At 67.0% G+C, this 24,807-nt stretch carries 22 protein-coding genes; 8 read left to right on the forward strand and 14 right to left on the reverse strand.

The features are described from left to right. The 3 genes from AC1DBN_RS18690 to AC1DBN_RS18700 form a co-directional block, all read right to left on the reverse strand. The coding region (locus tag AC1DBN_RS18690) for a DUF222 domain-containing protein (RefSeq protein WP_477723884.1) at window positions 1-801 on the reverse strand (801 nt) is incomplete at its 3' end. A 125-nt stretch (window positions 802-926) separates the two neighbouring features. After that, window positions 927-2,135, reverse strand: coding sequence for an N-acetylglucosamine-6-phosphate deacetylase (locus AC1DBN_RS18695; protein ID WP_477723885.1), 1,209 nt, complete (start codon window positions 2,133-2,135; stop codon window positions 927-929). Between the two features lie 111 nt (window positions 2,136-2,246). Further along, window positions 2,247-3,554 (reverse strand): MFS transporter, encoded by a 1,308-nt coding sequence (locus tag AC1DBN_RS18700; RefSeq protein WP_314215798.1) that lies wholly within the window; start codon window positions 3,552-3,554, stop codon window positions 2,247-2,249. 180 nt (window positions 3,555-3,734) lie between these two features. Here AC1DBN_RS18700 and AC1DBN_RS18705 point away from each other — a divergent pair, with 180 nt between their 5' ends. Beyond that, on the forward strand, window positions 3,735-4,553 hold the full coding sequence (locus AC1DBN_RS18705) for an IclR family transcriptional regulator (RefSeq protein ID WP_314215799.1): 819 nt from the start codon (window positions 3,735-3,737) through the stop codon (window positions 4,551-4,553). A 110-nt stretch (window positions 4,554-4,663) separates the two neighbouring features. Here AC1DBN_RS18705 and AC1DBN_RS18710 read toward each other — a convergent pair whose 3' ends face one another. Then, the gene (locus tag AC1DBN_RS18710) at window positions 4,664-6,151 is read right to left on the reverse strand and encodes a cation:dicarboxylate symporter family transporter (protein ID WP_314215801.1); all 1,488 of its coding nucleotides are present in this window, start codon (window positions 6,149-6,151) and stop codon (window positions 4,664-4,666) included. A gap of 122 nt (window positions 6,152-6,273) precedes the next feature. Continuing rightward, entirely contained in the window at window positions 6,274-6,885 is a 612-nt protein-coding gene (locus tag AC1DBN_RS18715) for a nucleoside/nucleotide kinase family protein (RefSeq protein WP_314215802.1), read from the reverse strand. Window positions 6,886-7,044: 159 nt separating this feature from the next. On the opposite strand from AC1DBN_RS18715, the gene AC1DBN_RS18720 reads away from it, so the two are divergent. Continuing rightward, window positions 7,045-7,350, forward strand: a complete 306-nt coding sequence (locus AC1DBN_RS18720; protein ID WP_477723886.1) for a hypothetical protein — start codon at window positions 7,045-7,047, stop codon at window positions 7,348-7,350. Between the two features lies 1 nt (window position 7,351). Next, window positions 7,352-8,281 (forward strand): threonine/serine dehydratase, encoded by a 930-nt coding sequence (locus AC1DBN_RS18725; RefSeq protein WP_091723354.1) that lies wholly within the window; start codon window positions 7,352-7,354, stop codon window positions 8,279-8,281. Between the two features lie 37 nt (window positions 8,282-8,318). On the opposite strand, the gene AC1DBN_RS18730 is transcribed toward AC1DBN_RS18725, so the two are convergent. After that, entirely contained in the window at window positions 8,319-8,657 is a 339-nt protein-coding gene (locus AC1DBN_RS18730) for a hypothetical protein (RefSeq protein WP_045731153.1), read from the reverse strand. Between the two features lie 154 nt (window positions 8,658-8,811). Between AC1DBN_RS18730 and AC1DBN_RS18735 the strand changes: the two genes are divergently transcribed. Continuing rightward, window positions 8,812-9,792, forward strand: coding sequence for an NHL repeat-containing protein (locus AC1DBN_RS18735; RefSeq protein ID WP_091723352.1), 981 nt, complete (start codon window positions 8,812-8,814; stop codon window positions 9,790-9,792). 91 nt (window positions 9,793-9,883) lie between these two features. On the opposite strand, the gene AC1DBN_RS18740 is transcribed toward AC1DBN_RS18735, so the two are convergent. The 3 genes from AC1DBN_RS18740 to hisC form a co-directional block, all read right to left on the reverse strand. Continuing rightward, window positions 9,884-10,525: an NADPH-dependent F420 reductase gene (locus tag AC1DBN_RS18740; protein WP_091724198.1), complete on the reverse strand. Its 642-nt coding sequence runs from the start codon at window positions 10,523-10,525 to the stop codon at window positions 9,884-9,886. 70 nt (window positions 10,526-10,595) lie between these two features. After that, on the reverse strand, window positions 10,596-11,222 hold the full coding sequence (locus tag AC1DBN_RS18745) for a YitT family protein (RefSeq protein ID WP_172830071.1): 627 nt from the start codon (window positions 11,220-11,222) through the stop codon (window positions 10,596-10,598). A gap of 68 nt (window positions 11,223-11,290) precedes the next feature. Continuing rightward, window positions 11,291-12,385 (reverse strand): histidinol-phosphate transaminase, encoded by a 1,095-nt coding sequence (gene hisC, locus AC1DBN_RS18750; protein WP_091723349.1) that lies wholly within the window; start codon window positions 12,383-12,385, stop codon window positions 11,291-11,293. Window positions 12,386-12,476: 91 nt separating this feature from the next. Between hisC and AC1DBN_RS18755 the strand changes: the two genes are divergently transcribed. Next, window positions 12,477-12,959 carry an Lrp/AsnC family transcriptional regulator gene (locus AC1DBN_RS18755; RefSeq protein WP_091724195.1) on the forward strand — a complete coding sequence of 161 codons (483 nt, stop codon included), beginning with the start codon at window positions 12,477-12,479 and terminating at the stop codon, window positions 12,957-12,959. Window positions 12,960-13,024: 65 nt separating this feature from the next. Here AC1DBN_RS18755 and AC1DBN_RS18760 read toward each other — a convergent pair whose 3' ends face one another. After that, window positions 13,025-13,921 carry a LysR family transcriptional regulator gene (locus AC1DBN_RS18760; protein ID WP_172830011.1) on the reverse strand — a complete coding sequence of 299 codons (897 nt, stop codon included), beginning with the start codon at window positions 13,919-13,921 and terminating at the stop codon, window positions 13,025-13,027. Window positions 13,922-14,048: 127 nt separating this feature from the next. Between AC1DBN_RS18760 and AC1DBN_RS18765 the strand changes: the two genes are divergently transcribed. The 3 genes from AC1DBN_RS18765 (at window position 14,049) to AC1DBN_RS18775 (ending at window position 19,369) form a co-directional block, all read left to right on the forward strand. Further along, a complete protein-coding gene (locus tag AC1DBN_RS18765) occupies window positions 14,049-15,479 on the forward strand; it encodes a M20 family metallopeptidase (protein ID WP_091723345.1) in 1,431 nt (476 codons plus the stop codon). Between the two features lie 14 nt (window positions 15,480-15,493). Continuing rightward, a complete protein-coding gene (locus AC1DBN_RS18770; RefSeq protein WP_091723343.1) occupies window positions 15,494-16,810 on the forward strand; it encodes an MFS transporter in 1,317 nt (438 codons plus the stop codon). A gap of 558 nt (window positions 16,811-17,368) precedes the next feature. After that, window positions 17,369-19,369, forward strand: coding sequence for a rhamnogalacturonan lyase (locus AC1DBN_RS18775; RefSeq protein ID WP_477723887.1), 2,001 nt, complete (start codon window positions 17,369-17,371; stop codon window positions 19,367-19,369). A gap of 124 nt (window positions 19,370-19,493) precedes the next feature. On the opposite strand, the gene AC1DBN_RS18780 is transcribed toward AC1DBN_RS18775, so the two are convergent. The 4 genes from AC1DBN_RS18780 to AC1DBN_RS18795 form a co-directional block, all read right to left on the reverse strand. After that, window positions 19,494-20,471 carry an SRPBCC family protein gene (locus AC1DBN_RS18780; protein WP_477723888.1) on the reverse strand — a complete coding sequence of 326 codons (978 nt, stop codon included), beginning with the start codon at window positions 20,469-20,471 and terminating at the stop codon, window positions 19,494-19,496. Window positions 20,472-20,635: 164 nt separating this feature from the next. Continuing rightward, entirely contained in the window at window positions 20,636-21,364 is a 729-nt protein-coding gene (locus AC1DBN_RS18785) for a polysaccharide deacetylase family protein (protein WP_477723889.1), read from the reverse strand. A 251-nt stretch (window positions 21,365-21,615) separates the two neighbouring features. Continuing rightward, window positions 21,616-24,297, reverse strand: coding sequence for an exo-rhamnogalacturonan lyase family protein (locus AC1DBN_RS18790; protein ID WP_477723890.1), 2,682 nt, complete (start codon window positions 24,295-24,297; stop codon window positions 21,616-21,618). 148 nt (window positions 24,298-24,445) lie between these two features. Beyond that, complete coding sequence (locus AC1DBN_RS18795; protein ID WP_477723891.1) at window positions 24,446-24,598, reverse strand: hypothetical protein; 153 nt, start codon at window positions 24,596-24,598, stop codon at window positions 24,446-24,448. Window positions 24,599-24,807: the final 209 nt, after the last annotated feature.

Genomic DNA, 24,807 nt, shown 5'->3' on the forward strand with positions numbered 1-24,807 from the left:
CTGGGTAAGGGTGCGGGTTTCGCCGGGGCCTTGGAGGCCGCGGGCGATGGCTGTGGTCTTGTTCCAGATGGCGCAGGCGGTGTCCCCGGGCAGGATCAGGGTAATTGTTGCCATCCCGTCGGCGTCGGGGCGGTATTCCATCCGCCGCTCCGCCACACACCTGACGTGCCGTTCCTGGACTGAGGCGGGGTAGCTGCGTTCGCGCCAGGTCCGGACTTTCCGGCGGAACAGGTGCGGCACCAGGTCACCCGGCGCCGATCCGCGGGCCGGGTTCGGGGCGTCCGGGTCGAAGAAATGCGCCACCAACGCCTCAGCATTCTCGGGGGCGAGACAGTCGGCTTCCTCGGCCACAACCACCGCATGCCGCCACGACACCGCACCCGCCGCCAGTGCGGCCGCGACCGCCGGCATCGCACAGACTTTGCGGGACTGGCTGATGAACGCCGTAGCGGCGCCCGGGCTGAGCGTCAGGACCCCGGCGATCTCCGCCGTCGTGGACATCTCCACAAAAGCTTTCTCGGTGTCCGTGGCGTCCGGCGGTGTCATCGCCTCCTGAAACTCCGCGAACTCCGCAGCGTCCCGGGCTTTACCCGCAGCTACCTGGGCCTCCAGCCTGCTCCAGAACGCCAGCCGCTGCAGCCGAAGCTCCGACCTCCGCTCCAACACATCGATTGCTTCACGGGCCACGGTGTCAGGGTCAGCCCGGTCCAGCTCGAACTCACCCAGGAACAGCGCGTCGAGGCCCGCGACAGAGGCCCGAAGACCCTCCATCGATGCTGCTCCAATGACTGCGTTTCCCATCAAGGCATCATCGCGCGAGGGTCTGACATTCAGCGGCTGCTTTAACTCATCTCTAACTCATTTTCGGATTCTCACCAGCAACGCAGTGAAGCTGGCAACGCAGCAGAACCAGCCGCCCAGCACCCTCACGCGAGCGGGGTGACCCATTCGCCGTGCCGGAGCACCCCTGTGAGCGCAAGCCCGCTATCAACCACCACAACGTCGGCAAGCATCCCGGCGGCAAGGTCGCCCACCTCGGAAGGCAGGCCGAGGACTGCGGCCGGAACACTGCTCGCCGCCAGCACCGCATCCTGCAGCGGGACCCCGGCGGCCACGGAAACCCTCACCACATCCAGCAGCGTGGCCGTACCGCCGGCGATGGCACCCGTGGCGTCCACCCGTGCCACGCCCTGCTCAACGGTGACCGCCAGGCTCCCAAGCCGGTAGCCGCCGTCGTGCAGTCCCGTCGCGGCCATCGAATCGGTGACGAGTGCGACGTTGCCGGCACCCACAAGGTCGAATACCAGCTTGATGGTCTCGGGGGCCAGGTGGACGCCGTCGCCGATCAGTTCCACCACTGCCAGCCCGGCGCGGGCGGCACTGAGGCTTGCTGCAACGGGGCCGGGGGACCGGTGGTGCAGCGGCGGCATGGCATTGAACAGATGCGTCACTGTGGGCCGAAGCCTGCCCTTGCCGTTGGACGAACCGCGAAGTTCCAAGGCTGCCCGGTCAAGGAAAGCCGCGGCAGTGGAATGCCCGGCGGCCGTGTGCCCCAGCGATGGGATCACCCCGCGGGAGGCCAGCAGATCCAAGAGCGCGGATGCGCCCGGAAGCTCTGCGGCGAGCGTCATGGAGGCAAGTGATGTCCCGGCGCTTTCCAACAGTTGCTCCATCAGGGCGGTGTCTGGTTCCAGCAGCAACCCGGGGTGGTGGGCGCCGCACTGGGACGGAGCCAGGAAGGGCCCCTCAAGGTGGGACCCGGCAGTGAGACCTTCGCCAGCCACAATCCGCAGCGCACTCAGATTGCGCAGCAGGTCCCGGGGCGACCCCGTCACCAGGCTGGCCAGCAGTGTTGTGGTTCCCCGGCTGTGGAGGTAGCGCGCGGCGGCCCGGGCGCCGTCCACAGATCCTTCCGAAAAGTCGTTTCCATGCGCGCCGTGGCAATGCAGGTCCACCAGCCCGGGGAGGAGGATGCGTGCTGCGGCAGCGGGATCGGAGGCAGGCAGGGACTCTCCGGGGAAGCCCGACGCCGGACCCGCGTACGTGATGCGGCGGCCGTCCACAGCCACCACACCATCGGCGATGTCCAGGCGTCCGGTGACCACACGCCCGCGCAGGATCAGTTCATTGTTCACGTCGTCTGGCCTCCCGCAGCGGATTATTCCACAGCAGGATGCCCCGGCCGGTTACCGGCCGGGGCATCTCTGGGTTCAGCTCAGGGGACCTCGCGTCCCTGCGTCAATGTGTCAGGCCACCAGTTCCGCGTCGGCCGCGACTGCAGGACGCCGCGCAGCCCGGGTGCGCAGGGCGAGCATCAGCACGGCGCCGATCAGCGCGGGTGCCGCGAATGCCATGGCGGCCACGGGCACTCCGCCGCCAAAGCCCACCAGCAACGCGCCGTAGGTGGGCCCGGCAATAGCGCCAAGACGGCCCACGGCCAAAGCCCAACCCAGGCCGGTGGCTCGCGTAGCGGCAGGGTAGTACTGGGCAATGAAGTCGTTGATCATGTTCTGTGTTCCCAGTCCGCCAAAACCTGCGACGGCGGCAAGTACCGTCATGAGGGCGGCCGGCGGGTTGGTGGACATCAGCAGCAGGGCCGTCGCCGCGCTCACGAAGCCGACGATCACCAGCGGCCGTGGCCCGAACCTCTGGCTGGCGATGGACGCAAGCACGGTGCCGACGACGGCGCCCACCGAGTAGGCCAGCAGGAAGGACACGGAAGAGCCGACGCCGAAACCGGCCGTCCGCATGATCTGCGGGAGCCAGGTGCTGACGCCGAAGATCGTCAGCAGGCTCAGGACGGTGATGGCCCACAACAGGACGGTGGTCCGGGCCGTCCCCTCGGCGAACAGGGCACGCGTGGGCGAGATCCTGGCGGAAGGGACGACGGACGGGATGGGGGCGGCGCTGCCGGGCAGCCCGTATGCGGCTTCGAGCCTGTCCGCCTCGGCGGTGCGGAGCTGGGTGCGGAGGAACGACGGCGATTCCGGCAGCAGGAACCAGGCGAACGGGACGATCAGCAGGCCGGCAGCGCCGATGGCGTACACCGGGCGGAAACCGCTTCCCTCCAGGAGGGCCAGCGAACTGAGGGATGCCACCACGGTCCCCACGGCCGGGCCCGTCAGCACGGCGCCGAGCACCAGCGATTTCTTGCCGGGCGGGGCGAACTCGTTGGTGAGGGCCACCGCCGTCGGGAGCAAGCCGCCCACGCCGAAGCAGGCAACGAAGCGGAACACCGCAAAAAGCTCCCAGCTGGGCGCCGCGGCGCAGGCCAGCATGGCCAGCGAGAAGAGGGCAAGGGCGCTGACAAAGATGCGGCGCCGGCCCAGCCGGTCCGTCAGTGTGCCGACGATCAGGGAGCCAAGCAGCATCCCCACCAGCGCAATGGAACCGACGGCACCAGCGGCGGCGGGCGTGACGTTGAACGGCGGATGTCCGATCAGGCCTGGGAGGGTGGCGCCGTAGACGTAGAGGTCGTAGCCGTCCGCGAGCAGGCCAAGCCAGCACAGCACAAAGATGACGGCCAGGGATTTCCTGGGGGCATTGGAGTTCATCGTTGATTCCAATCGGATAAGACGCCAGGCAGTCCCCGGCGGGTCGTCCATCAGCATGCCCGCCGGTGGGCATCGCCGAAATCGTACTTTTCACTGAGTGAAAATGCACTTTGTGTCGCGGGCCACAAAGTAGAGCCTTGAAGAAGGTAAGGGCGTCAAACAAGGGTGAGGGGAGGCCGCGTGGCGGGAGCACGCAATGCGGCGGGGTCCGTGCCGGGGGTTCCCGGGCAGCCCGTGGTGGTCCGCGCGCTCAGCCTGCTGGCCCAGTTCACCGAACAGCGGAGGGCCCTCAACCTGTCCGAGCTGTCCCGCCTCGCGGACCTGGCGCCCGCCACCGCCCTGCGCATGGTGCGCCACCTGACGGAATGGGGAGCCTTGGAAAAGCTGGAGGACGGGCGCTATGTGGTGGGAGTGCGGCTGTGGGAGATTGCGTCGCTGTCGCCCCGCGGCCACGGCGTCCGGCAGATCGCCCTGCCCTACCTTGAGGATCTTTACGAAGTGACCCGCCATCACGTGCTTCTTGCCGTTCGCGAAGGCCATGAGGCTGTCCTGATCGACAGGCTCTCCTCGCGCACCGCCACCGAAGTCGCGTACAGGGTAGGTGGCCGGATGCCCCTGTCCACCACCGCCGTCGGGCAGGTCCTCCTGGCCTACGCCGCCCCGGACGTGCAGGCAGAACTGCTGGCGCAGACGGAAGCGGAGGACCTCGGGCCGGGCAGGGTCCCCGCCAAGGACCTGCGTGCCCTGCTGGCCGAGGTCAAGCAGGCGGGCGCCGCTGTCGTGAGGCGTACCCATCCGTCGCAGACGGTATCCGTGGCGGCACCCATCCGGGGCGCCGGCGGCGACGTTGTGGCGGCGCTGTCCATCGTGGTGCCCGATGCCGCCACCCAGGCGCATGAAATGGTGCCGCTGGTGCGTGCCTCGGCCCTCGCCATCTCCCGGAGCCTGGGGCACCAGGGGAAAGCCAGCGGCGCGTGGCGGCATCCGGTGGCGCGATAGCGGGACGGGACGATGCGCACATGAAGCAGGCGGGCCGGACCTGATGGTCCCGCCCGCCTGCTTCGTTCACGATGGGGCGGCCGCTGAGAGAGCGGCCGGGTTGGCAATGCTCAGTCCGGGCTGCTGTCCGTGCCGGCGCGGGTTGACTTGCTCATCTGGAACCGCGGAATGTCGCCGGGGTTGGGGCCGCCGCGGAACTTGGGTGACGGCGCCTGGCCCTCGCTGATCCGCTGCAGTTCCTGGTCCTGGAAGTCGTCTTCCTTGCCGAGCATCACGGCGGAGTCGTGGTTGGTGATCTCGCCCTTGAATGCCCGGACCATGACGCTGCGGTCAAACTGGCCTTCCCACTTGGAGACCACGAAGGTGGCTACGCAGTTGCCGAGCAGGTTGACCACCACGCGCATGGAGTCCATCAGCCGGTCCGCACCGAGCAGGAGCGCCACACCGGCCACCGGGAAGATCCCCAGCGCGGCGGCCGTGGCCGAGAGCGCCAGGAAGGACGAGCCCGGGACGCCCGCCATGCCCTTGGACGTGAGCAGCAGGACGCCCAGTGCGGCGAGCTGCTGGCCGAGGTCCAGGTTGTGGCCGAAGGCTTGCGCCAGGAAGAGCAGCGAAATCGAGAGGTAGATGGCTGCGCCGTCGAGGTTGAAGGAGTAGCCCGTCGGTACCACCAGGCCGGTGGTGGCACGGGAGCAGCCGGCGTTGGTCAGCTTGGTCATGATCCGGGGCATGACGGCCTCGGTGGAGGCGGTGCCCAGGGCCAGGAGGAATTCCTCCCGGGTGTACTTGAGGAACTGCCACAGCGGCACGCGCGCAGTGATCCAGGCGACTGCGAAGAGCAGACCAATGAAGACGACGGCGGCACCGTAGCAGGCGGCGATCAGCACGGCGTAGGTGCTGAGCGTGCTGAGGCCGTACTGGCCGATGATGAAGGCCATGGCGCCGAAGGCACCGATGGGTGCCACCTTCATGATCCAGGACATGATCTTGAAGATCAGTTCGAGGACGGTTTCCATCAAGCTGATGACCGGCATGCACCGTTCCCGGCCGATGACCACAATGGCTGCGCCGAAGAACACCGAGAAGAACAGGACCTGCAGGAGGCTGTTGCTGGCGAAAGCCCCGATCACGCTGGCTGGAATGACATCCAGGATGAAGGATGCTGCGTCCTTGGGGGCGGCAGAGCCGGTTTTGGCGTCCAGGTCAGCCTGCGACAGGGTGGCCGGGTCAATGTTCAGTCCCGCGCCGGGCTGGACCAGGTTTCCCACGATCAGGCCGAAGAGCAGCGCGAACAGGGTGGCCGCCGTGAAATAGACCAGGGCCTTGACCCCAACCCTTCCAACCGCCTTGACGTCGCCTACGGCCGAAATGCCGGTGACGATCACCAGGAAGATCAGCGGCGCGATGATCATCTTGATGAGTTTGATGAAGCCATCTCCGAGCGGCCTCAGCTGTGATCCGAGGTCCGGCCAGAAATGCCCTATGAGGACACCTGCCACGACGGCGATCAGAATCTGGAAGAAGAGCGACTTATACAGCGGCTTCCTCTTCGCGGGCACCGAACTCGCCTTCAGTGCCTCAGGGTTGGGGATCTTCATTGACCTTTGCCTCTTCGATTCGGGAACAGCCCGGGGACGCCCGGGGCTTAAGGCAAAAGTAACCCCGGTCACAGCAATTCCGCAAGGGGAAAATCCATTTCCACAATGCGAAATGCTTAAATTCAGTTTGTGACTGCTGCGCCCTTCCCGGAGTCGCCCGGACCGCCGGCAAGCGTGTCCGCAGCCTGCAGCACGCGTTGTGCCAGTTCAGCGGTGGGAAGGGTGGCATCCACCTGGACGAAGCTGCCGAATTCCGGCAGCCCCGCGTAGGCATCCCGGAAAGCGGACAGGTCCGCAAGGGTTTCGGAATCGGTCCCGCGCGCCGCGATCCGGCGGTGCGCTTCGGCCGGCTCCAGGTCCAGGTGTACGACGGCGGCAGGCTGGGGAAGTGCCGCGAGCAGCCAGGGCAGGAAGCGGCCGCGCGGCAGTCCCTTGGTGGTGCGCAGGGCAAGCTGGCAGTGGAGGTGGCGGTCCATGACCACCACGCCATCGAAGCAGCGGGCCCGGAGATGGGAAACCAGCACGTTGGAGACCCGCAGGAGTGTTTCGACGGTATCCGCGGCCCTGGGCGGCAATTGCACGCCCCACCGGGCAGCCAGAATGGACATGGTGCGCCGGCCCGCATGGTTGCTCAGCAGCATTGCCTTGCCGCCGCGTGCCCGGACAGCCTGCACCAGGGCGCGGGCCGCCGTCGACTTGCCCGAACCGTCGATGCCGGTGAGAACGATGATCATGTGGCCTCCTTCCGCCACTTCCTACAACGCGGGCCGGCCGGCCAACGTCCCGGTTGAGGCCGAACTCACAGGAAGCGCGGCAGAAAGTAGGCTGGAACTCGCGGCGTGCTTCCCCGGAACCGCCCGCAGGACCAGCCAGCAACAACGGAAGGCAGGATCATGAGCTCACCGAACGATGAGCCCCGCAACACCGCGGACCTCCGTGGACCCGGCGACCCGGACGAAGCCCGGGACAACGCGGAACAGGTCACCGAGGCCCCGCAAAGCGGCCAGCACCCGGAGCAGCCCCACGCCGCCAACATCCGGGAAGAGCAGCAGGCCCACGCTGCCGGGACCGTGCCGGCGTCGTACGTGGGAAGCGGCGAGGCTGCCGGCAGCGAGGCCGCGGCCCCTGCGGACGGCGGGCAGGAGCGCAAGCCTGAGGAAGCGCTGAAGGATCCCGGAACCTGGGACGACGACGTCTAGGATGATCAGCCGTACAGATGTGGACGAGGCCGCCCAGCGGACTGCCGGCCTCACCCGGCTGACGCCCGTGCTGGAGGCAGACCGCGGCCAGTACCCGGGCCCGGTCTGGTTCAAGTGCGAATTCCTGCAGCACACCGGAACTTTCAAGGCACGCGGTGCCCTGAACCGGATACTGGCCAGCCAGGAACGCGGGGAGCTGACCCCGGCGGGCATCGTGGTGGCTTCCGGAGGCAATGCCGGCCTGGCAAACGCCTACGCGGCCGCCCGGCTCGGCGTGCCTGCGACGGTCTTCGTCCCCGAAGCGGCCCCCGCCGTCAAGGTCGCGAAGCTCAGGGACATCGGTGCCGTCGTCGTGCAGGGCGGTGCGGAATACGCAGTGGCTTACGAGGCAGCGGTGGCGCATGCTGCCGAGACCGGCGCTGTGTACTGCCACGCCTATGACCAGCCGGAGATCGCTGCAGGCGCGGGAACGGTGGGATTGGAACTGCTGGACCAGGTGCCCGGTGTGGACACGGTCCTGGTGGCCGTGGGCGGTGGGGGACTGATGGCCGGCATTGCCGCGGCCGTGGAAGGGCGCGCCAAAGTGGTGGCAGTGGAACCGGAAGGCGCACCCACCCTGCATGCTGCGCTGCGTGCGGGGATCCCGGTGGACGTTGCCGTTTCCGGTGTCGCGGCGGACTCGCTGGGTGCCCGCAGCGTTGGTGCCATCGGCTTCGCGGTGGCGGTCCGCACCGGCGTCGAAAGCGTCCTGGTGACGGATGCGGACATCGTCGCCGCCCGGAGCGCGCTCTGGAACGGCTACCGCATCGTGGTGGAGCACGGTGCCGCGGCTGCCTACGCCGCCCTGCTGTCCGGCGCATATGTGCCGGGACCGGGCGAACGCGTGGCCGTGCTCCTGTGCGGGGCCAACACGGATCCGGCCACGTTGTAGGCGGCCGGATCCGCCGCGTAGTTAACCGCCGCGCTGGTTAGCTGCAGAAGCGGCTGTAGGTGCCGCTCGCCTGCTCGTAACCGGACTGGAGTTCGGCCAGCTTGGCCTCGTCCGGGGTTTCCTTCGCCTGCTCATCCGTGTACTCCAGGATGGACTGCAGCGCGGGCTTGAGGTCATCCGAGGCGACCGCGTGGATGGGGCGGATCTGGTTGGCCAGGCGGTTCATGCCCGTCTTGCCGGCACCGTTGGCGGGGTTCGAGACAACGGACTGAATACGCTCGCAGGTTTCGGTGGTGGAAAGCTGGTGGGAAGCGGAGCAGGCCGTGGCGGAGGCAAGGAGGCCTGCGGCGAACAGGACTGTGGCGAGTTTCTTCATGGATCCCTCAGTAGTCGATTGAGGGTTCGATTGTAAGCAGAATGGGGGCTTCGATGCCTTGGCGGGCATGCCGCGGGCGCTTAAAATTACTAGACCATCGTGCGGAGCTGCCGCAGGTTGGCCCCGCGCATCACCCGCCAACTAAGGATCCAGCATGCGCCGAACAGCACATCGCCGCACCGCCGCAGGACTCATCGCCCTCTTCGCGCTGCTTGCGCCATCCGCCGTCCCCGCCTCGGCCTCGACGCCTTTCCGCGACGTCATAGTGCTCGACGGCGCCAATTCCGCCGAGGGCATTGCCGAGGGCCGCGGGACTACTTTCTATGCCGGCGAGCTGATGACCGGTGACATTTTCAAAGGCGACATCCGTGACGGGAAAGCTGAGCGTTTCATCGATGTCTCCACCTTCGACTCAAACCCCCGGATGGCTGTGGGACTCAAGTATGACGAGCGCACCAACCTGCTCTTCGTAGCGGGCGGCGGTACCGGCAAGGCCTTCGTCTATAACGCGAAGACCGGCAAGGACGCCGGCGCCGTTGACCTGGCGCCGGGCTTCATCAACGACGTCACCGTCACCAAAGACGGCGCGTGGTTCACCAACTCCAAGCGCCCGGAGCTGTATTTCGTCCCCGTCAGCCGCTCAGGAAAGCTGGGAAAGATGGAGACGAGGACCCTCAATGATCCGTCGCTCGCCCTGTCTGATCCGGCAAACCAGTTCGGCCTCAACGGCATTGCGTCGGCCAAGGGCGGGAAAGTCCTGATCGTTGCCCATACCTTCAACGAGGCCGTCTACACCGTGGATCCCGGGACCGGCGACACCGCGAAGATCGACACTCCGGCACTGCCCTACGTTGACGGCATCCTGGTGAAGGGCCGCACCCTGTGGGCCGTCCAGAACCAGCAGAACAAGATCGCCCGCATCAAGCTGTCCGGCGATCTCTCATCCGGCAAGCTCAAGGAAGAGATCACCAGCAAGAACTTTGACGTCCCCACCACCGTCGCCAGGTTCGGCGATACGCTCGCCGCGGTCAACGCGAAGTTCAACAAGATGCCGCCACCCACGCAGTATGAAGTGGTGCTGGTCCCTGCCCGCAGCCAGGATCAGGACAGCAGCCACGATCAGGACGAGGACTGACAAGGCCCTGGCTGGCAGCAAACCGTCGCTAAAACCGGGTTTTGCGACGGCTGCTGCCAGCCAGCTGGGGCCAGCACGGGCCAGATAGTGCTTAGACGGTGCGGGGTGCCTTCGCCAGGTTGTCCTTGAGTTCGGCGGCGTTCTGCCGCTTCACGTAGGCGGGCCGGTCGCGCTCAACCCGCCAGCTTTCCTCCAGCGGACCGGCATTGACGGTATCGAAGCCGAATTCGTTGTACAGGTTCGTGACCAGTTCGGCGGCCTCCGGGTAGTCGCTGGCGGTGGCCAGGGCGCGGCGGTTGTCCGTGCCTGCCGGGGTGCCGTCCGTGGTGATGTCCTTGGCCATGATGTGGTTGAAGCCCTTGGCCACCTTTGACTGGGGCAGGTGTTCCTGCAGCAGGCCGGAGGTGGTGGCTTCACCGTTGTCCAGCGCCGGGACGCGGCCGTCGCGCTCCCAGTAGTAGTTGTTGGTATCGATGACGATCTTGCCTGCCAGCGGCTCCGCCGGAACGTCCTTGTAGTTCTTCAGTGGCACCGTGACCACGGCGAAGTCGCCTGCTGCGGCGGCCTCAGCTGCGGTGGCGGCCCGTGCCTTCGGGCCAAGCTCTGCCACGAGGTCCGTGAGGGTTTCCGGTCCGCGCGAGTTGCTGATGACTACGTCGTAGCCCAGCTCCACCGCCTTCCGGGCAACCTGGCTTCCAATGTGTCCTGCACCGATGATTCCGATTGTTGTCATATCGGCGGCAACAGCGGCACCCACAAAGTTATTTCAGGCAACCTTCGGGAATAAAACGGCGGGGAAGCAGCTACTTTCCCAGGTACCGCCCCGGCCGGTGATTCAGCGCCAGGATGAGGTTCAGCAGGGTGGCGCCGGCGGCGGAGAGGAGCACCATCAGCGGGGACACGAGGGCCAGCGCCGCCAGCACGATGGCCACGTCCAGCACCATCTGCACATACCCGGCCCGCCATTTCAGCTTGTCCTGCAGCAGCAGCGCCAGGATGTTGAAGCCGCCCAGGCTGGACTTGTGCCGGAACAGGATCAGCAGTCCCACGCCGGCCAGCAGGTTCCCGGCTGCAACGCCGTAGGCAGGGTCCAGCTCCAGGGACCCGAAAGCCCACGGATGCAGGCTGGCCATCACCGAGACCAGCGCAATGGCCGCCCCGGTGCGGAGGGCGAAATTCCAGCCCTTCTTCCAGATGGCGAGGCCGAAGAACGGCAGGTTGACCGCCGTGAAAATGACTCCGAACGGCAATGGAACGGTGTAACTGAGCAGCAGGGCCAGCCCCGCGGTACCGCCGGTCACGGCCTCGCTGGATTTGAGTAGGAACAGGCCAAGCGACGCGGCGAACGTTCCCGTCAGGATGCCCAGGACGTCCTCCACCACTGAATGGCGGACGGCCGACGGCGGCACGGCGGGTCCCGCCGTCGTCATGCCTTGCTGGGGCGTTGCGTCAGCCGGGGCCGGGGCCGCCGGCGTTGGCGTGCGAAGGGTTGAGGTGTTCACTGGGCGCCGAACCGTTCCCGGTGGGCGAGGACAGCGAGCACGCGATCGTTCGTTGCCCGGTCCGCGAGGCTGATCCGAACACCGTCGCCGGCATAGCCGCGGGCCAGGATGTCGGCCGCGGACAGCGCGTCCAGGAGCTGCCCGCGCAATTCGTCGGAGGTGCGGAGCCAGTAAAAATTGGCCTGGCTGTCCGGGACGTCCCAGCCGGACTCCCGGAGGCTTTCGATCACGCGGGTGCGTTCTTCCGCCACGGCGTCGGTGCGGGCGGCAAGCTCGTCCGTGGCTGCCAGGGAAGCAATGGCGGCGGCCTGGGCCATCCGGTTCACTCCGAACGGGATGGCCGTGCGGCGCAGGCCGTCCGCCACTGACGGGCGGGCAATGGCGTAGCCGATCCGCAGCCCCGCCAGTCCGTAGGCCTTGGAGAAGGTGCGCAGGATGCACAGGTTTGGGTACCGGCGGTAGAACGCCAGCGAGTCCAGGCCGGTGCCGCGCTGGTATTCGACATACGCCTCGTCCAGCACCACCAGGACGTGCGGCGGCACTGCCTGCAGGAACTCCTCCAGTTGGTCCGCTTCGATGGACACCCCGGTGGGGTTGTTGGGCGAGCAGAGGATCACCAGGCGGGTGCGGTCCGTGATGGCCGCAGCCATGGCGGGGAGATCGTGGTGCTCGGTGTCCAGCAGCGGGACCGGCACCGGCCGGGCGCCGGCCACCGTGACCAGGATAGGGTAGGCCTCGAAGGAACGCCACGCGAAGACCACTTCATCACCGGCATCGCACACGGCGGAAATGATCTGCTGCAGCACGCCGGAACTGCCGGGGCCCGCGGCGATTTCATCCGCGGTGACGCCCACGTGCCCGGCGATTGCCTCACGTGCATCCACCACGCCCATATTCGGGTACCGGTGCATTCGGGAGGCCTCGGCCGCCACGACGTCGACGACGGAGGGCAGCGGAGCGAAGTGGCTCTCGTTGGAGGCCAGGGCGGCGGTCAGTTCGGACTCGGCGCTCTTGCCGGCAACGTACGCGGGAAGCTGTGCGACGGCGGCGCGGAGCGCGGGAGCGGCCGCTTCGGGAAGGGTGCTGGTCATGCCAGCATCGTGGGGCAAATTCGGGCGTTTGCGCAACACAGCCGATTCCGGCAGGACAGAAACCGCCGTTATGGCGCCGGTTGGTGGCAAAATGCTCACTATGCACCGCATCGACGCTCTTGACGCAGAGATCCTCCTCACACTCGACCGGGACCCGCAGGCCACAGTCCTTTCGCTGTCCCGGTCGCTGGGCGTGGCCCGCAATACCGTCCACGCGAGGTTGCGGCGGCTGGTGAACGACGGCAGCCTGGCGCCGTTCAGCCAGCGGGTCCGCACCGAGGCCCTGGGGTTGCCGCTGATCGCGTTCATCTCGATCTCCATCAGCCAGTCCGCCAGCGACGAAGCCACGGCGGCGCTGCGGACGGTTCCGGAAATCATCGAGATGCACGCCACCACCGGCGACGCGGACCTGCTCGCGAAAGTGGCGGCGAAGGACCCGGCCGACCTGCACCGGGTGACCAACGCGATGCTGGCGATCGCCGGCGTCGTACGCACCAGCACGGCAATGTCCCTGGTGGAGGTCATGCCCACCCGGACGCTGCCCCTCCTCGAAGCGGTGGCCCACCCCAAGTAGCCCCCCTCCGACGCGCGCTCACTTGTGGCGGCTTTTTCGCCGACGCGCGCTCACTGGCGCCGTGGTCAGGCGAGCAGCTCCAGAGCGTCGATGAGCGCATCCACGAACGCGGTGAGGATGGCGGGCTGGGCACGGCCGGTCATGGTCTGGATCTGCCCGTGCCGTTGCCGCAACACCGGATGGTCCAGATGAACCGCCACCAGTTCCTCGCGGTCCCGCCGGTCCAGGGAGAGGCCGCCCACCAGCGAAACGCCAACGCCGGACCGGGCAAACTGGATCACCGGGTTGATGTGGTCCGACTGCAGCGTGATCGACGGGGTGAGGCCCTCGATCTGCATGGCGAGGTCGAACAACTCCCGCTGGCTTGAACCGGGCGCCGTGACCGCCAGCTTGTAGCGGCACAGGTCCTTCAGGGTGGTGGTCTGCTGCGCGGCGAGCGGGTGGTCCGGGGACACCAGCGCGAAGGCCACAGGGGTTGGCGTGGAGTGTTCCACGGTCACCTTCGACTGCGGGCCCAGCGAGAACACCACGGCGACGTCGGCCTCGCCCTCCGCCACGCGGCGGGTCCCTTCGGAGGAGGAGACGACGTCGAGATGGAACTCGACGTCGTCATGCTGGCGGCTGAGGCCGGCGATCGCCGAGGGGACCCACACCCTGGCGAAGCCTTCCGCGCAGGCCACCCGCAGGGTCCTCGTCTTCCGCTGCATGGAGACCAGCAGTTCCTCCCGGACCGCGGCACCTTCCGCCTCTGCCCGCCGCACGTAAGCCAGCAGGAGCCTTCCCGCCTCCGTCAGTTCCACGCCCCGGGCATGCCGGTGGAACAGCGGCATGCCCAGCGAGGTTTCCAGCTTGTTGATCTGGCGGCTGATGGCGGACGCGGACACGTGCAGCTTTGTTGCGGCCTCGGTGAGCGTGCCTTCCTGCGCAACGGCGTCGAAGTACAGCAGCGCCGGAGTCAGCATGTTCATCCTCGCGGTCCGACCCAGAGGTTTGCATTCAAGTCAACGCTCATCGACAAAACGATACTGGTTGTTTGCTCCCGGGGCACCTAACTTTGGACTCACGCCATACGAGCAAAGGAACAACCGAATGCAGGAACGCACGGGACTATTGGCCACAGCAGCGGAGTTTGTGGACTCCGGCCGCTTCCGGGAGGATTTGGCCCGGCTGGTCTCCTACCCGACGGAAAGTTTCAGCCCGCAGGGACGCGTTGCACTGAAGTCATACCTTGATGATGTTGTTGAGCCCGCGTTCCGCGAGATGGGCTGCACCGTAAACCGGTTCGACGCCTGGCGGGGCGGCGCCAACTCCTTCCTGGTGGCCACCCGGCACGAGGATCCAGAGTTGCCCACCGTTCTTTGCTACGGCCACGCCGATGTCACCGACGGCCAGGCCGGAGAGTGGAGTGCGGGCCGCAGCCCCTGGGCGCTCAGCGACGAGGGTGACCGCTGGTACGGCCGCGGCGCCGCCGACAATAAAGGCCAGCACTGGATCAACATCGTCTCGCTCCGGCTGCTGCTCGAACAGCAGGGCCGCCTCGGCTTCAACCTGGTGTTCCTGCTGGAAGGGGCGGAGGAGATCGGTTCCCCGGACCTCGCCGACTTTGCGGCCGAACACCACGACCTGCTCCGGGCCGACGTCTTTATCGGCTCCGACGGCCCCCGCCTCGCCGCCGAAAGCCCCACGGTCTTCCTGGGTGCACGCGGCGGCGTCAGCTTCGAACTGATTGCCGATCTGCGCGCCGGCTCGTACCACTCAGGAAACTGGGGCGGGCTCCTGCGGAACCCGGCCACCACGGTGGCGGCCGCCGTCGCGTCCCTGGTTGACGGGCACGGCACCATCCAGCTGCCCGAACTGCTTCCGGCCGGTATCCCGGACTCCGTCGCCGCTGCGCTGGACGTACTGGACCTGCTGCCGAATCCCGGCGACCCCCGGACGGACCCGGCCTGGGGAGACCGGACCCTCAGCCCGGCCGAGCGCCTCTACGCCTGGAACACCCTCGAGGTACTGGCACTGGGAGCGGGCAACCCGGACAAGCCCGTCAACGCCATTCCCGGGACCGCGCGGGCCGCACTGCAGTTGCGGTTCGTGCCGGGCACGGACGTGGACAACCTTGAAGCGGCCATCCGCAAGCACCTGGACTCGGCGGGTTTCGGCATGGTGGAGCTAAAGATGGGCACCTCGTTCGCCGCCAGCCGCATCGATCCGGACAATCCCTGGGTGGCCTGGGCCGCAAACTCACTGGCAGCAAGCACCGGCCGCGAGGCCACCGTCCTGCCCAACATCGGCGGCTCGCTTCCCAGCTACGTCTTCGCAGATGCCCTGGGCCTTCCAACCCTCTGGATCCCGCACTCCCACCCGGGGTGCCAGCAGCATGCCCCGGACGAACACCTCCTGGTGGAGGTGGCCCGGGAAGGCCTGCAGATCGCCAGCGGCCTGTTCTTCGACCTCGCCAATTCACACAGCCCCGCGTCCACCGGCGCGGACCAGCCCTCCCTGACCGTCAGCTCCGTATCCTGAACCCTGGAGTTTCCATGACCATGCCCCAGCAAAAGAACCAGCCCACGGCCCGCGCTGCCGACGATGCGCCGGTCGCAGCGCCCGATTCCCGGGCGGCCACCCGGGGGATCGTTGCCGCCACCATCGGTAACGCCCTCGAATGGTTCGACATTGCCATCTACGCCCTGCTGGCCATCTACATCGGCCGGAACTTCTTCCCCAGCAGTGATCCCGGCGTCGAACTCATCCAGGCGTTTGCCGTGTTCGGCGTCTCCTACCTCATCCGTCCTTTGGGCGGACTGGTGCTGGGCTCGTTCGCGGACCGCCATGGGCTGAAGAAAGGCCTGACTGTCACCATCCGGCTGATGGTCCTGGGCACCGCGTTGCTGGCCTTCATGCCGAACTACGGCACCATCGGGATCCTGGCCCCCATCGGCATTGTCCTGGCGCGGCTAATCCAGGGCTTCTCCGCCGGTGGCGAGTTCGGCGCCGCCACCGCCTACCTCATCGCCCAGAACGGCAAACGCAAAGGCTTCCTGGGCAGCTTCCAGTTCGCCAGCCAGGGGCTGGGAAGCCTGATCGCAGCGATCTTTGTCGCCGTCCTGACAACGGTCCTGACCGATGCGCAGATGACCGAATGGGGCTGGCGGATTCCCTTCCTCTTCGGATTGCTGGTGGGACCGGCCGGATTCCTGATCCGCAGGGAGATGAAGGAAGTGCCCGTCCAGCGGGGCGCTGCGGAGCAGAAGCATTCCCCCATCCGGGACGTGTTCGCCACGCAGAAGACGGGAATACTGCTGGCCGGTGGTGCGCTGGCGGTATCCACGGCGCTCAACTTCATCCTGCAGTACATGCCAACCTTCGCCATCAAGGAACTGGGGCTCGAGCCGGGTATCTCGTTCACCTCGCTGATCATTACCGGCGTCATCCTGACCTTCGGAACACCGGTGGTGGGGCACCTCTCGGACAAGTACGGCCGGCTCAACATCATGGTGCCCACCGTGGTGGTCCTGCTGCTCGCCGTCGTACCTCTCTTCATGTGGGTCATCAGCGCGAAGTCCTTCCTGGTGCTGGCACTGGTGATGACCATTCTTGGCCTGCTCAAGGCGGCCTATTTCGGCGCGCTGCCCTCCGTCATGTCGGATTCCTTCGACGTCAGGACCCGCGCAACAGGGTTGTCCTTCAGCTACAACACGGCCGTGGTGGCCTTCGGCGGATTCACGCCAATGATTGCCGCGTTCCTGGTGCAGCAGACGGGGCAGGCCGTGGCGCCGGGCTACTACCTGGCCGTAGTGGCCATCATCAGCCTCGTTGCACTCGCTGCCGGCGTGAAACTCCGCGGCATCCGGTAGGCGCCCGGTGCCCGCCCGTCTGCGGCGGGGCCCGCGACGCCCACACGGTGCGGCAGATTTGGGAAACGCCCGCTCACCTTCCTCCATCTGGAGCAGAGGTGAGCGGGCATTTCCGTGAAAGCCGCCAACAGTGAGCGGGCGTTGCCGTGAAAGCCGCCGAAAGTGAGCGGGCGTGTGGGGAATAGCCGCCAAAAGTGAGCGGGCGTGTGGGGAATAGCCGCCAAAAGTGAGCGGGCGTGTGGGGAATAGCCGCCAAAAGTGAGCGGGCGTGTGGGGAATAGCCGCCAAAAGTGAGCGGGCGTTTGGGGAATAGCCGCCAAAAGTGAGCGCGCGTTGCGGGGGAGAAGGAACGTAACGGAACAATTTCTCCCAATCATTAACGGTCAAACCCTTGACCAGCTTTGTCATCCCTTGATAAACCAGAAGGGCAGAAAGCGTTTTCCATCCGACGCGGACCCCCAGCCCACCCCTACATAGTGGTGCGCTTCCGCACGGTTGAAACGTTCCAAAATGTTGAGCGGCAGACTCAGCTGCCGCCGCATCAAAGGAGATGTTCTTTTGGTTTACCACTCGCAGTGTTCCCCCAAATCCCGGGCCGGCAGGGCCTGGAAAGCAGCACCACTGGCCGCAGCGGCGGCGTCCCTCACTGCCGCGGCACTCGCCTTTACCGGAGTTCCGCTGGCCCAGGCAGATCAGTCCACAGCGCCGGGCCAGGCCGCAAAGCCGGCCCTCAAGCGCCAGGTGGAGAACCTGGACCGCGCGCCCGTGGCCGTGCTGACGGACCAGGGCGTCACCCTGGGCTGGCGCATGCTCGGCCTGGACAAGGACAGCGTGGGCTTCCAGGTGCTGCGTGACGGCAAGCAGATCACCAAGGAGCCCATCCGGGATACCACCACCTTCGTTGACCCCGACGGAACGGCCCAGTCCAAGTACGTCATCAAGACCGTGGGCAACGGCAACGGGCAGGACAAGCTCAGCGCCGAGTTCACCCCGCTGGCGCAGAACTACCTGGCCATCAAGCTGGACAAGCCGGCGGACGGCGTCAGCAAGGACGGCAAGCCCTACACCTACAGCGCCAACGACTCCACGGTGGCAGACCTGGACGGCGACGGCACCTACGAGATCATCCAGCTCTGGAACCCGTCCAACGCCCAGGACAACTCCAAGTCCGGCTTCACGGGCAACGTCTACGTCGATGCCTACAAGATGGATGGCACCAAGCTCTGGCGCATTGACCTTGGCAAGAACATCCGCGCCGGCGCGCACTACACCCAGATGCTGGCCTACGACTTCGACGGCGACGGCAAGGCCGAGGTGTCGTTCAAGACAGCAGACGGCACCACAGACGCCGCCGGTACCGTCATCGGCGACGCTGCGGCGGACTACCGCAACAGCGCCGGATACGTCCTGTCCGGCCCGGAGTTCCTGACGGTCTTCAACGGCGCAACGGGCACCATCATGGACACCGTTCCCTACGACCCGCCGCGCGGCAACGTCTCAGCCTGGGGCGACGGCTACGGCAACCGCGTGGACCGGTTCCTGGCCGGCGTCGCCTACCTCGACGGCGAAAAGCCGTCCCTGATGTTCAGCCGCGGCTACTACACCCGCACCGTCCTGGTCACCTATGACCTGGTGGACGGCAGGCTGGTGAAGCGCTGGACCTTCGACTCGGACATCGCCGGTGCCGAATACAAGGGCCAGGGCAACCACAACCTGTCCGTGGCGGACGTGGACCAGGACGGCAAGGACGAGTTCGTCTTCGGTTCCATGACCATTGACGACGACGGCAAGCCCCTCTACAACACCAAGCTGGGCCACGGCGACGCCATCCACACCGGCGACCTGGACCCGTCACGGCCCGGCCTGGAAACCTTCGCAGTACACGAGAGCATGAGCCAGAGCGGCAACCGCGGCGCCACCTTCCGCGATGCCGCCACCGGCGAAGTGCTGTGGAGCATCCCCGCCATCAAGGACACCGGCCGCGGCGCCACGGGCGACATCGATCCCCGGTTCCCCGGCTCCGAAAGCTGGGCCGTGGGCGGCGACGCTGCCTGGAATTCGCCGGTTGGCTTCCTGATGTCCGCCAAGGGCGAGCGGATCTCAGACAAGATTCCGGCCGCCAACTTCATGGCCTGGTGGGACGGCGACCTGCTGCGCGAAATCGTGGACCACGAGTTCGACGCCGAAGCAGGCATGGGCGTACCCACCATCTCCAAGTGGAACTGGGAGACCGAAACCAGCGACCGGTTGCTGACCGCCACCGGCGCCCGCACCAACAACCACACCAAGGGCAACCCGTCGCTCCAGGCCGACCTGCTGGGCGACTGGCGCGAGGAACTGGTCTTCCCGTCCACCGACAGCACCGAACTGCGGATCTACACCAGCACCTCGCCCACCGAGGTCCGGCTCCGCACGCTGATGCACGATCCGATGTACCGGACCGGAGTGGCGCGCGAGACCGTGGGCTACAACCAGCCGCCGCACCCGAGCTTCTTCATCGGCGAGGGCATGGAGACGCCAGCCGCGCCGTCCGTCTTCTACGCAGGCAAGACGAAGTAGCAAACCGCTGGACAGCAAAGCACCGCCCGCCTCGGGAAGAGGCGGGCGGTGCTTCTGTTTCTAAGTGCGGCGTACGACGACGGCACCCGCCTTGGGCGGGCCGTCAGCCGGGGCGCGGCGTCGGTCAGTGCTGGCCGAGGTTGCCGCCTACCGGGGGCAGGCCACCGTCGGGGCGGCGCTCATCCTCGCGGCGTTCGCCGGCGCTGAATTCATCGCCTTCTCGCGTTTCGTCGGATTCTCCCGCGGTGCCCACCAGGCCGTTGGTCTGGTCGAACGGGTGGCCGATCCTGTCATCGCCGAGGTCGGCGACCGATCCGTCGGCGACCGTGCCGGTGGAGCCGGCTGCCGCCGTCGTGCCTGTTATGCCGGCGCCGCTGCCTGTAACCCCTGCGCCGCTGCCGGTGGTGTCGGTGGTCGTGTCCGTGGGAATCGGCGTGACGGTGACGGGCTCGCCGGGAGCCACGGGGGTGACCGTTTCGTCGGCGCCCACCGCGGTGTCCTTGTTGCCGCTGGCAGCCATGGCCGCTGCAGCGCCGGCCACTGCGGCTACGCCGACGCCGGCTGCCACCTTGCCTGAGACGCCTGCCTTGCCGGAGTCACCGCGGGAGGTGCCGGCGTGCTCAACGCCGGGCGTACCCATCGATGCGCCGGGGTTGACGCTGCCGCGCCAGGCTCCGCTCGCGTAACGCTCGTCCTCGATGAATTCCTTGAACTTCTGCAGGTCGGACTCGGCCTGGCGGTCCACAACATGCAGCTTGTCGCCGATCTTCTCCACCACGCCTTCGGGTTCGTACTCGAGCGTCAGCCGGAGGGAGGTCTGGCCGCCGCCCACATCCTCGAATTCGACGGCTCCGGCGTTGGTTGCGCCCTCCGTGGCGGCCCAGGAAACCTTGCGGTCCGGCACCTGCTCAAGGATCTTGGCCTCCCACTGCCGGCGGATGCCGCCGATCTCGGCCACCCATTCCAGCCGGTCGTCACTGAGTTGGGTGACGCTCTTGATGCCGCCCATGAAGTGCGGGAACTCCTCGAACTGGGTCCACTGGTTGTAGGCCGTGCTCACCGGAACGTTCACCAGAATGCGCTTTTCCACCTTCGTGCTCATAACGTCTCCTTTGCTCTGTTACCGGAAGCCGATTGATCCGTAGAAATCATCAGCATGCTTACCAAGTTACCTTCCGGAAGAGCAGGTTTCCACCCCTGATTTTGGGCGGTGGAGTGCCAGGAGAAGCGGACGGCGGCGGCGCCAGGGTCAGGCGGCGGCTTCGGTCAGGGCGCCACCACCACCCCGTACGACCCCTCGTTCAGCGGGCTGGCTGTCGCGGAAGGTGCCACCACGCCAAAGTCGTAACCCCGTGCCCGCAGGGTGTCGATGGTCCGGGCCAGGTAGGACCACTGCGACGCGGGGCAGGACAGGACATCGTTGCCGTCGTGAAGCAGGATGATCGCACCGGGTGCCGCTTCATCCAGGACGTACTTCTGCACGCCGGCCGCACCAGGGCATTCGAAATCGCCGGGCTGGCCCACATGCCAGCGCCACTGGATGCCGCCGCTCATGCCGATGCTCCTGATGTAGTTCAGCGAGTAGGACGTGCTGTTGCCGAACGGGAAGCGCATCAGCTCGGGCGTTGCGCCGGTAATGGCCGAAATCGCGGCGTTGGTGCGGTCAACCTCCTGCCGCTGCCTGGTCTGGCTCAGTTCCGGGAAGTTGGCGTGATCCCACGAATGGTTGCCGATCACGTGCCCCTCGGCCTTGATCCGGCGGACGAGGTCGGGGTACTGCTGTGCATGGTTGCCCTGGAGGAAGAAGGTGGCCTTGACCCCCTTCTGCTTGAGGACGTCGAGGACGAAGGCCGTGCGCTGGACTGACGGGCCGTCGTCGAAGGTAAGGCCGATCAGCGGCTTGTCCGCTGCGTTGGCCGCCACGGGGCTGCCCACCAGCAGGGCCGCAGCCAAGCTCGCGGCAGCCAGGACCACGGCGGCAAATTTGCTTTTCATGGTGCTCGTTTCCCTTCCCAAGGTCCTCCTGAACCTTGTTTAGGTGAAGCACCCTATGGCGCCCTGAAAGGCGGTGTAAACCCGCTCCGGGCCTCGACTGGGTAACATCTGGCGGCACGAAAAGGCCGTTATGTGGGCGTTATTTTGAGCGCCTTTGAAGGGCGGCGTGGGGAAGACGGACGACGGCGGCGCGCGGCCTTGGATGAAAGGTCCGGGCGCCGCCGTCGCGGGTTGGTTCGAGGGATCGCGTATCAGCGCAGGTGCTGGCCGATCAGCGTCAGGTTCTGGATGACGGCCAGGCCGAACTGCGCGGTGTCGTTGGTGGAAACCGTGGGTGCTTCGTCCACCGGCAGGAGCACATGGGGCGGCTCGATGGTCCGCAGCGTGAACGCGGATTCGTGGTTCAGGTGCTCGCCGCCCTCGCTGAAGCTCTCCCAGGCGCGGGCTGCCAGGTCACGATCCTGCAAACGCGCCGCCGCATAAGCGCTCAAACGGCTGTGCGCCTGGGTGAGGTAGATGCCGGACAGCGGCTCACCCACCTCAGCCACCTGCTCTTCCTTGGTGCCCAGGAACAGCCGGCAGTACTGCAGCCAGGCCCGCTCGAACTCCGGATCATCCACCAGGTCCACCAGCTCGCTGCAGATTTCCACCAGGCCGAACACGGCGCTGAGATGGGATACGGAGATCATCTCCCGGCCGGTATCGAAGCGGCCCTTGTCCAGGTCATACAGCGCTTCGCCGGTGAGGAAGCCGTATTTGAGGGCGCCAATATCCGCCATGGTTCCCAGCAGCCGGTCGCGGGAGCGGGGGTTGCCGGTGCGCTCCCAGTCGGTGAGCCAGGTGGCGGCGAGTGAGCCCCAGTCGGTGCCCAGCCCCACGCCCAGGGCGCCGCGGTTGGGCCGGTAGGTGTCGGCGTCCGGGCGGACCTTGCGGACGGGGTCCAGGCCCAGGAAGTTCTGGTCGCTGTCCACCAGCTCGGTCAGCAGGTCGCCGGTGCGCTCGTCCGCCGTGAGGTAGTAGTAGAAACGGCGGTAGGCCGGCGTGCTGATGCGCAGCTGCTTGGCGCTGCAGCCCCAGTGCTGCACGTTGTGCCGGGACCCCAGGCCCTTCCACGGGCCCAGGTGGTAGACGTCCACCTCGCCGGTGTGCCGGGTCATGGCCTCGGCGAAGCGGAAGATGTCCGCCCGGCCGGAGCGCAGGTAGGAGTACCAGAGCCAGAGGTCGGGGGAGAGTTCCGAGTTGTCCCAGGCGTAGCCGCCCACGTCGTACCGCCACACGTGCCGGTCGAAGTCGTAGGTGTGCATTACGTCGCCGAAGTTCCAGAACCCGTACCAGCGCCGCTGTTCCACCTGGCCGGCGTAGAAATCGAAAAGGAAGTCGAGGTGGTCCTCGAGCCGTGCCCGCGCGGGGGTGCCCCGGTCCACCGGGTCCCAGTCGCCGAACACGCGCACCGAGTGCAGGTACTCCGGGGTGGCCTGGAGCAGCGCTGGTGAGGATGCTGCAGCGGCGTCGGCGGCGAGGCTTTCGGTGGACGGTGTGGCGTCGTAGGCGAACAGAGTTAACTCATGTGTGCGGGCTATCCCGGTGGGGTTCCCGAAGCCTGGTTCGTAGTCCTCGTACGTGATTTCCAAGCCTTCGAGCTGTTCTTCGAACGTGTCCTGGCCCAGGCCGTCGTGGTAGAACCGCAGGTCCATGGGCTGGGACTCGGGGGAGTAGAGCCAGGCTGTTACTGTGGCGTCGGTTCCGGCGGCGCCGCGGATGTCCAGCTGCCCCGGGTGGGACTGCCAGAAGTCCTTGATGCCGATGCCCAAACCGCCGCGCGTATCGCTCAGGGAGCAGAAACCTGCCGAGCGGGTCCCGCCGGAGATGCCCACCCAGCCGTGGCCCGGTGCTGTCCGTTTGCGCAGCTCGAAGCCGTCCGCGCTGAGTTGGGTCAGCGTGTAGTCGCCCCAGGAAGGGATCAGGTGCAGGCGTTCGGAGACTTCGGGGTTCCAGGTGTCCGGGGAGGGGGTGGCGCGTCCGGCGATCTGGGCGGCGCGCACGTCCGCACTCGGATCCCGGCGCAGGCCGGTGAGCCCGCGGACCGCCTCGGTGAGGAAGCCGCCGTCGGCCCCGGCGATCCGGATTTGCCGGTTGTGCAGCTCGGCTTCCAGCGGCACGGTGAAACGGACGCCCAGGCCGGCCAGGAAGTCGCTGTCCGCGTCGCCGTCCCAGATAAAGGAATGCACCATCCGCACACTGCGGGCGTTGGCATAGAAGTAGAAACGGACCACGAACGGCAGCCAGTTGCGTCCCCCGCTGCCGGCGTTGTCCTGGCGGTGGCGGCCTTCCAGCCGGACCACGGCGCGCACCGGCCCGTCCTGTTCAAGCTCCACGGCGGTGACCTCGCCGGTGAACTGCCGGCGGCTGGCGGTGCCCGCCTCTTCCGGGATGCCGTCCTGGAGAAGGCTCACCAGGCGTGCGTCGCGTGCCACGGTCCGGCCGTCGCGCGTGAGGCTGGTGAACAGCGTGGAGCCGCTGCGGCTGATCACCATCTGCAGGGCGCCGGTGTCCACGGTGAGGGAGCCGCGGCTTTCGGTGACGCTGACGCGGGTGCCGCCCATAGCTTCCGGAACGCCCTGGTCTTCCTGAACGCCCGACGGCGGCGCGTTGCCTTCCGAAGGTGCGTTGCCGGCGTCGTGCCTTACCTGGTAGCTGGCCGACGGCGAATCCGTTGCCGGAAGCGCGATCCCGGCCCACTTCAGCGAGCCGTCAGGCCAAGTGGCCAGGGGCCAGGCCTGGCTGGGAACGCGGGCACCGCCGGCGTCCGTCACTGTCAACGCGTCCGGTCCGTGGACGGTGCCGCGGGGGAAGGGCATCCCCCAAGTGGTTCCGCTGCTGGTCCCTGCTGGTGCTTCGCCGTCGATCCACCTGATGAGGGTACTGTCCGTCATGTTGTCCGTTCCCGCTGGTTTGTGGCGCGCAGAATAAACCCCGGCCATTGCAAGGGAAAGCGCTTTCTTGAATGGTTTCAAACCTACTGCGCGGGGTGCGGGGTGGCAAGGGGTGGCCGGAAATTGCGGGGGCCTTTCAGCGCCGGGATCAGGACTCCGGGTGCGGCTCGTCCGGCACGTCGGGCCCTTCCGCGGGGTCCTGGGAATGGGCCCTGACGTCGTCCGAGGGATCCGCGTCCGGATCGCCCTCCGCCGGAGACTCCGGGTGGACTCGCTCGTCGCGCAATGGATTTTCGGTCATCGCTGCCTGCTCCTTTGCTGGTGCCGCGGCTCGGTGGCGGCGGTACTGATCATTGAGCGCCGTTGCCTGCTGCGTGTCAATGGCGTGTGCGGGAACCTCTGGCCGGGGCCGGCCTTCTGTGCTGGACTGGGGGTGCACTGAGCACCACCGCCGCCGCTGGTCCTGTCCAGGGGACGGCAGTTTTCCAAGGAAAGGCAATCCAGGACAGC

Source organism: Pseudarthrobacter sp. 10T415, assembly GCF_056394175.1.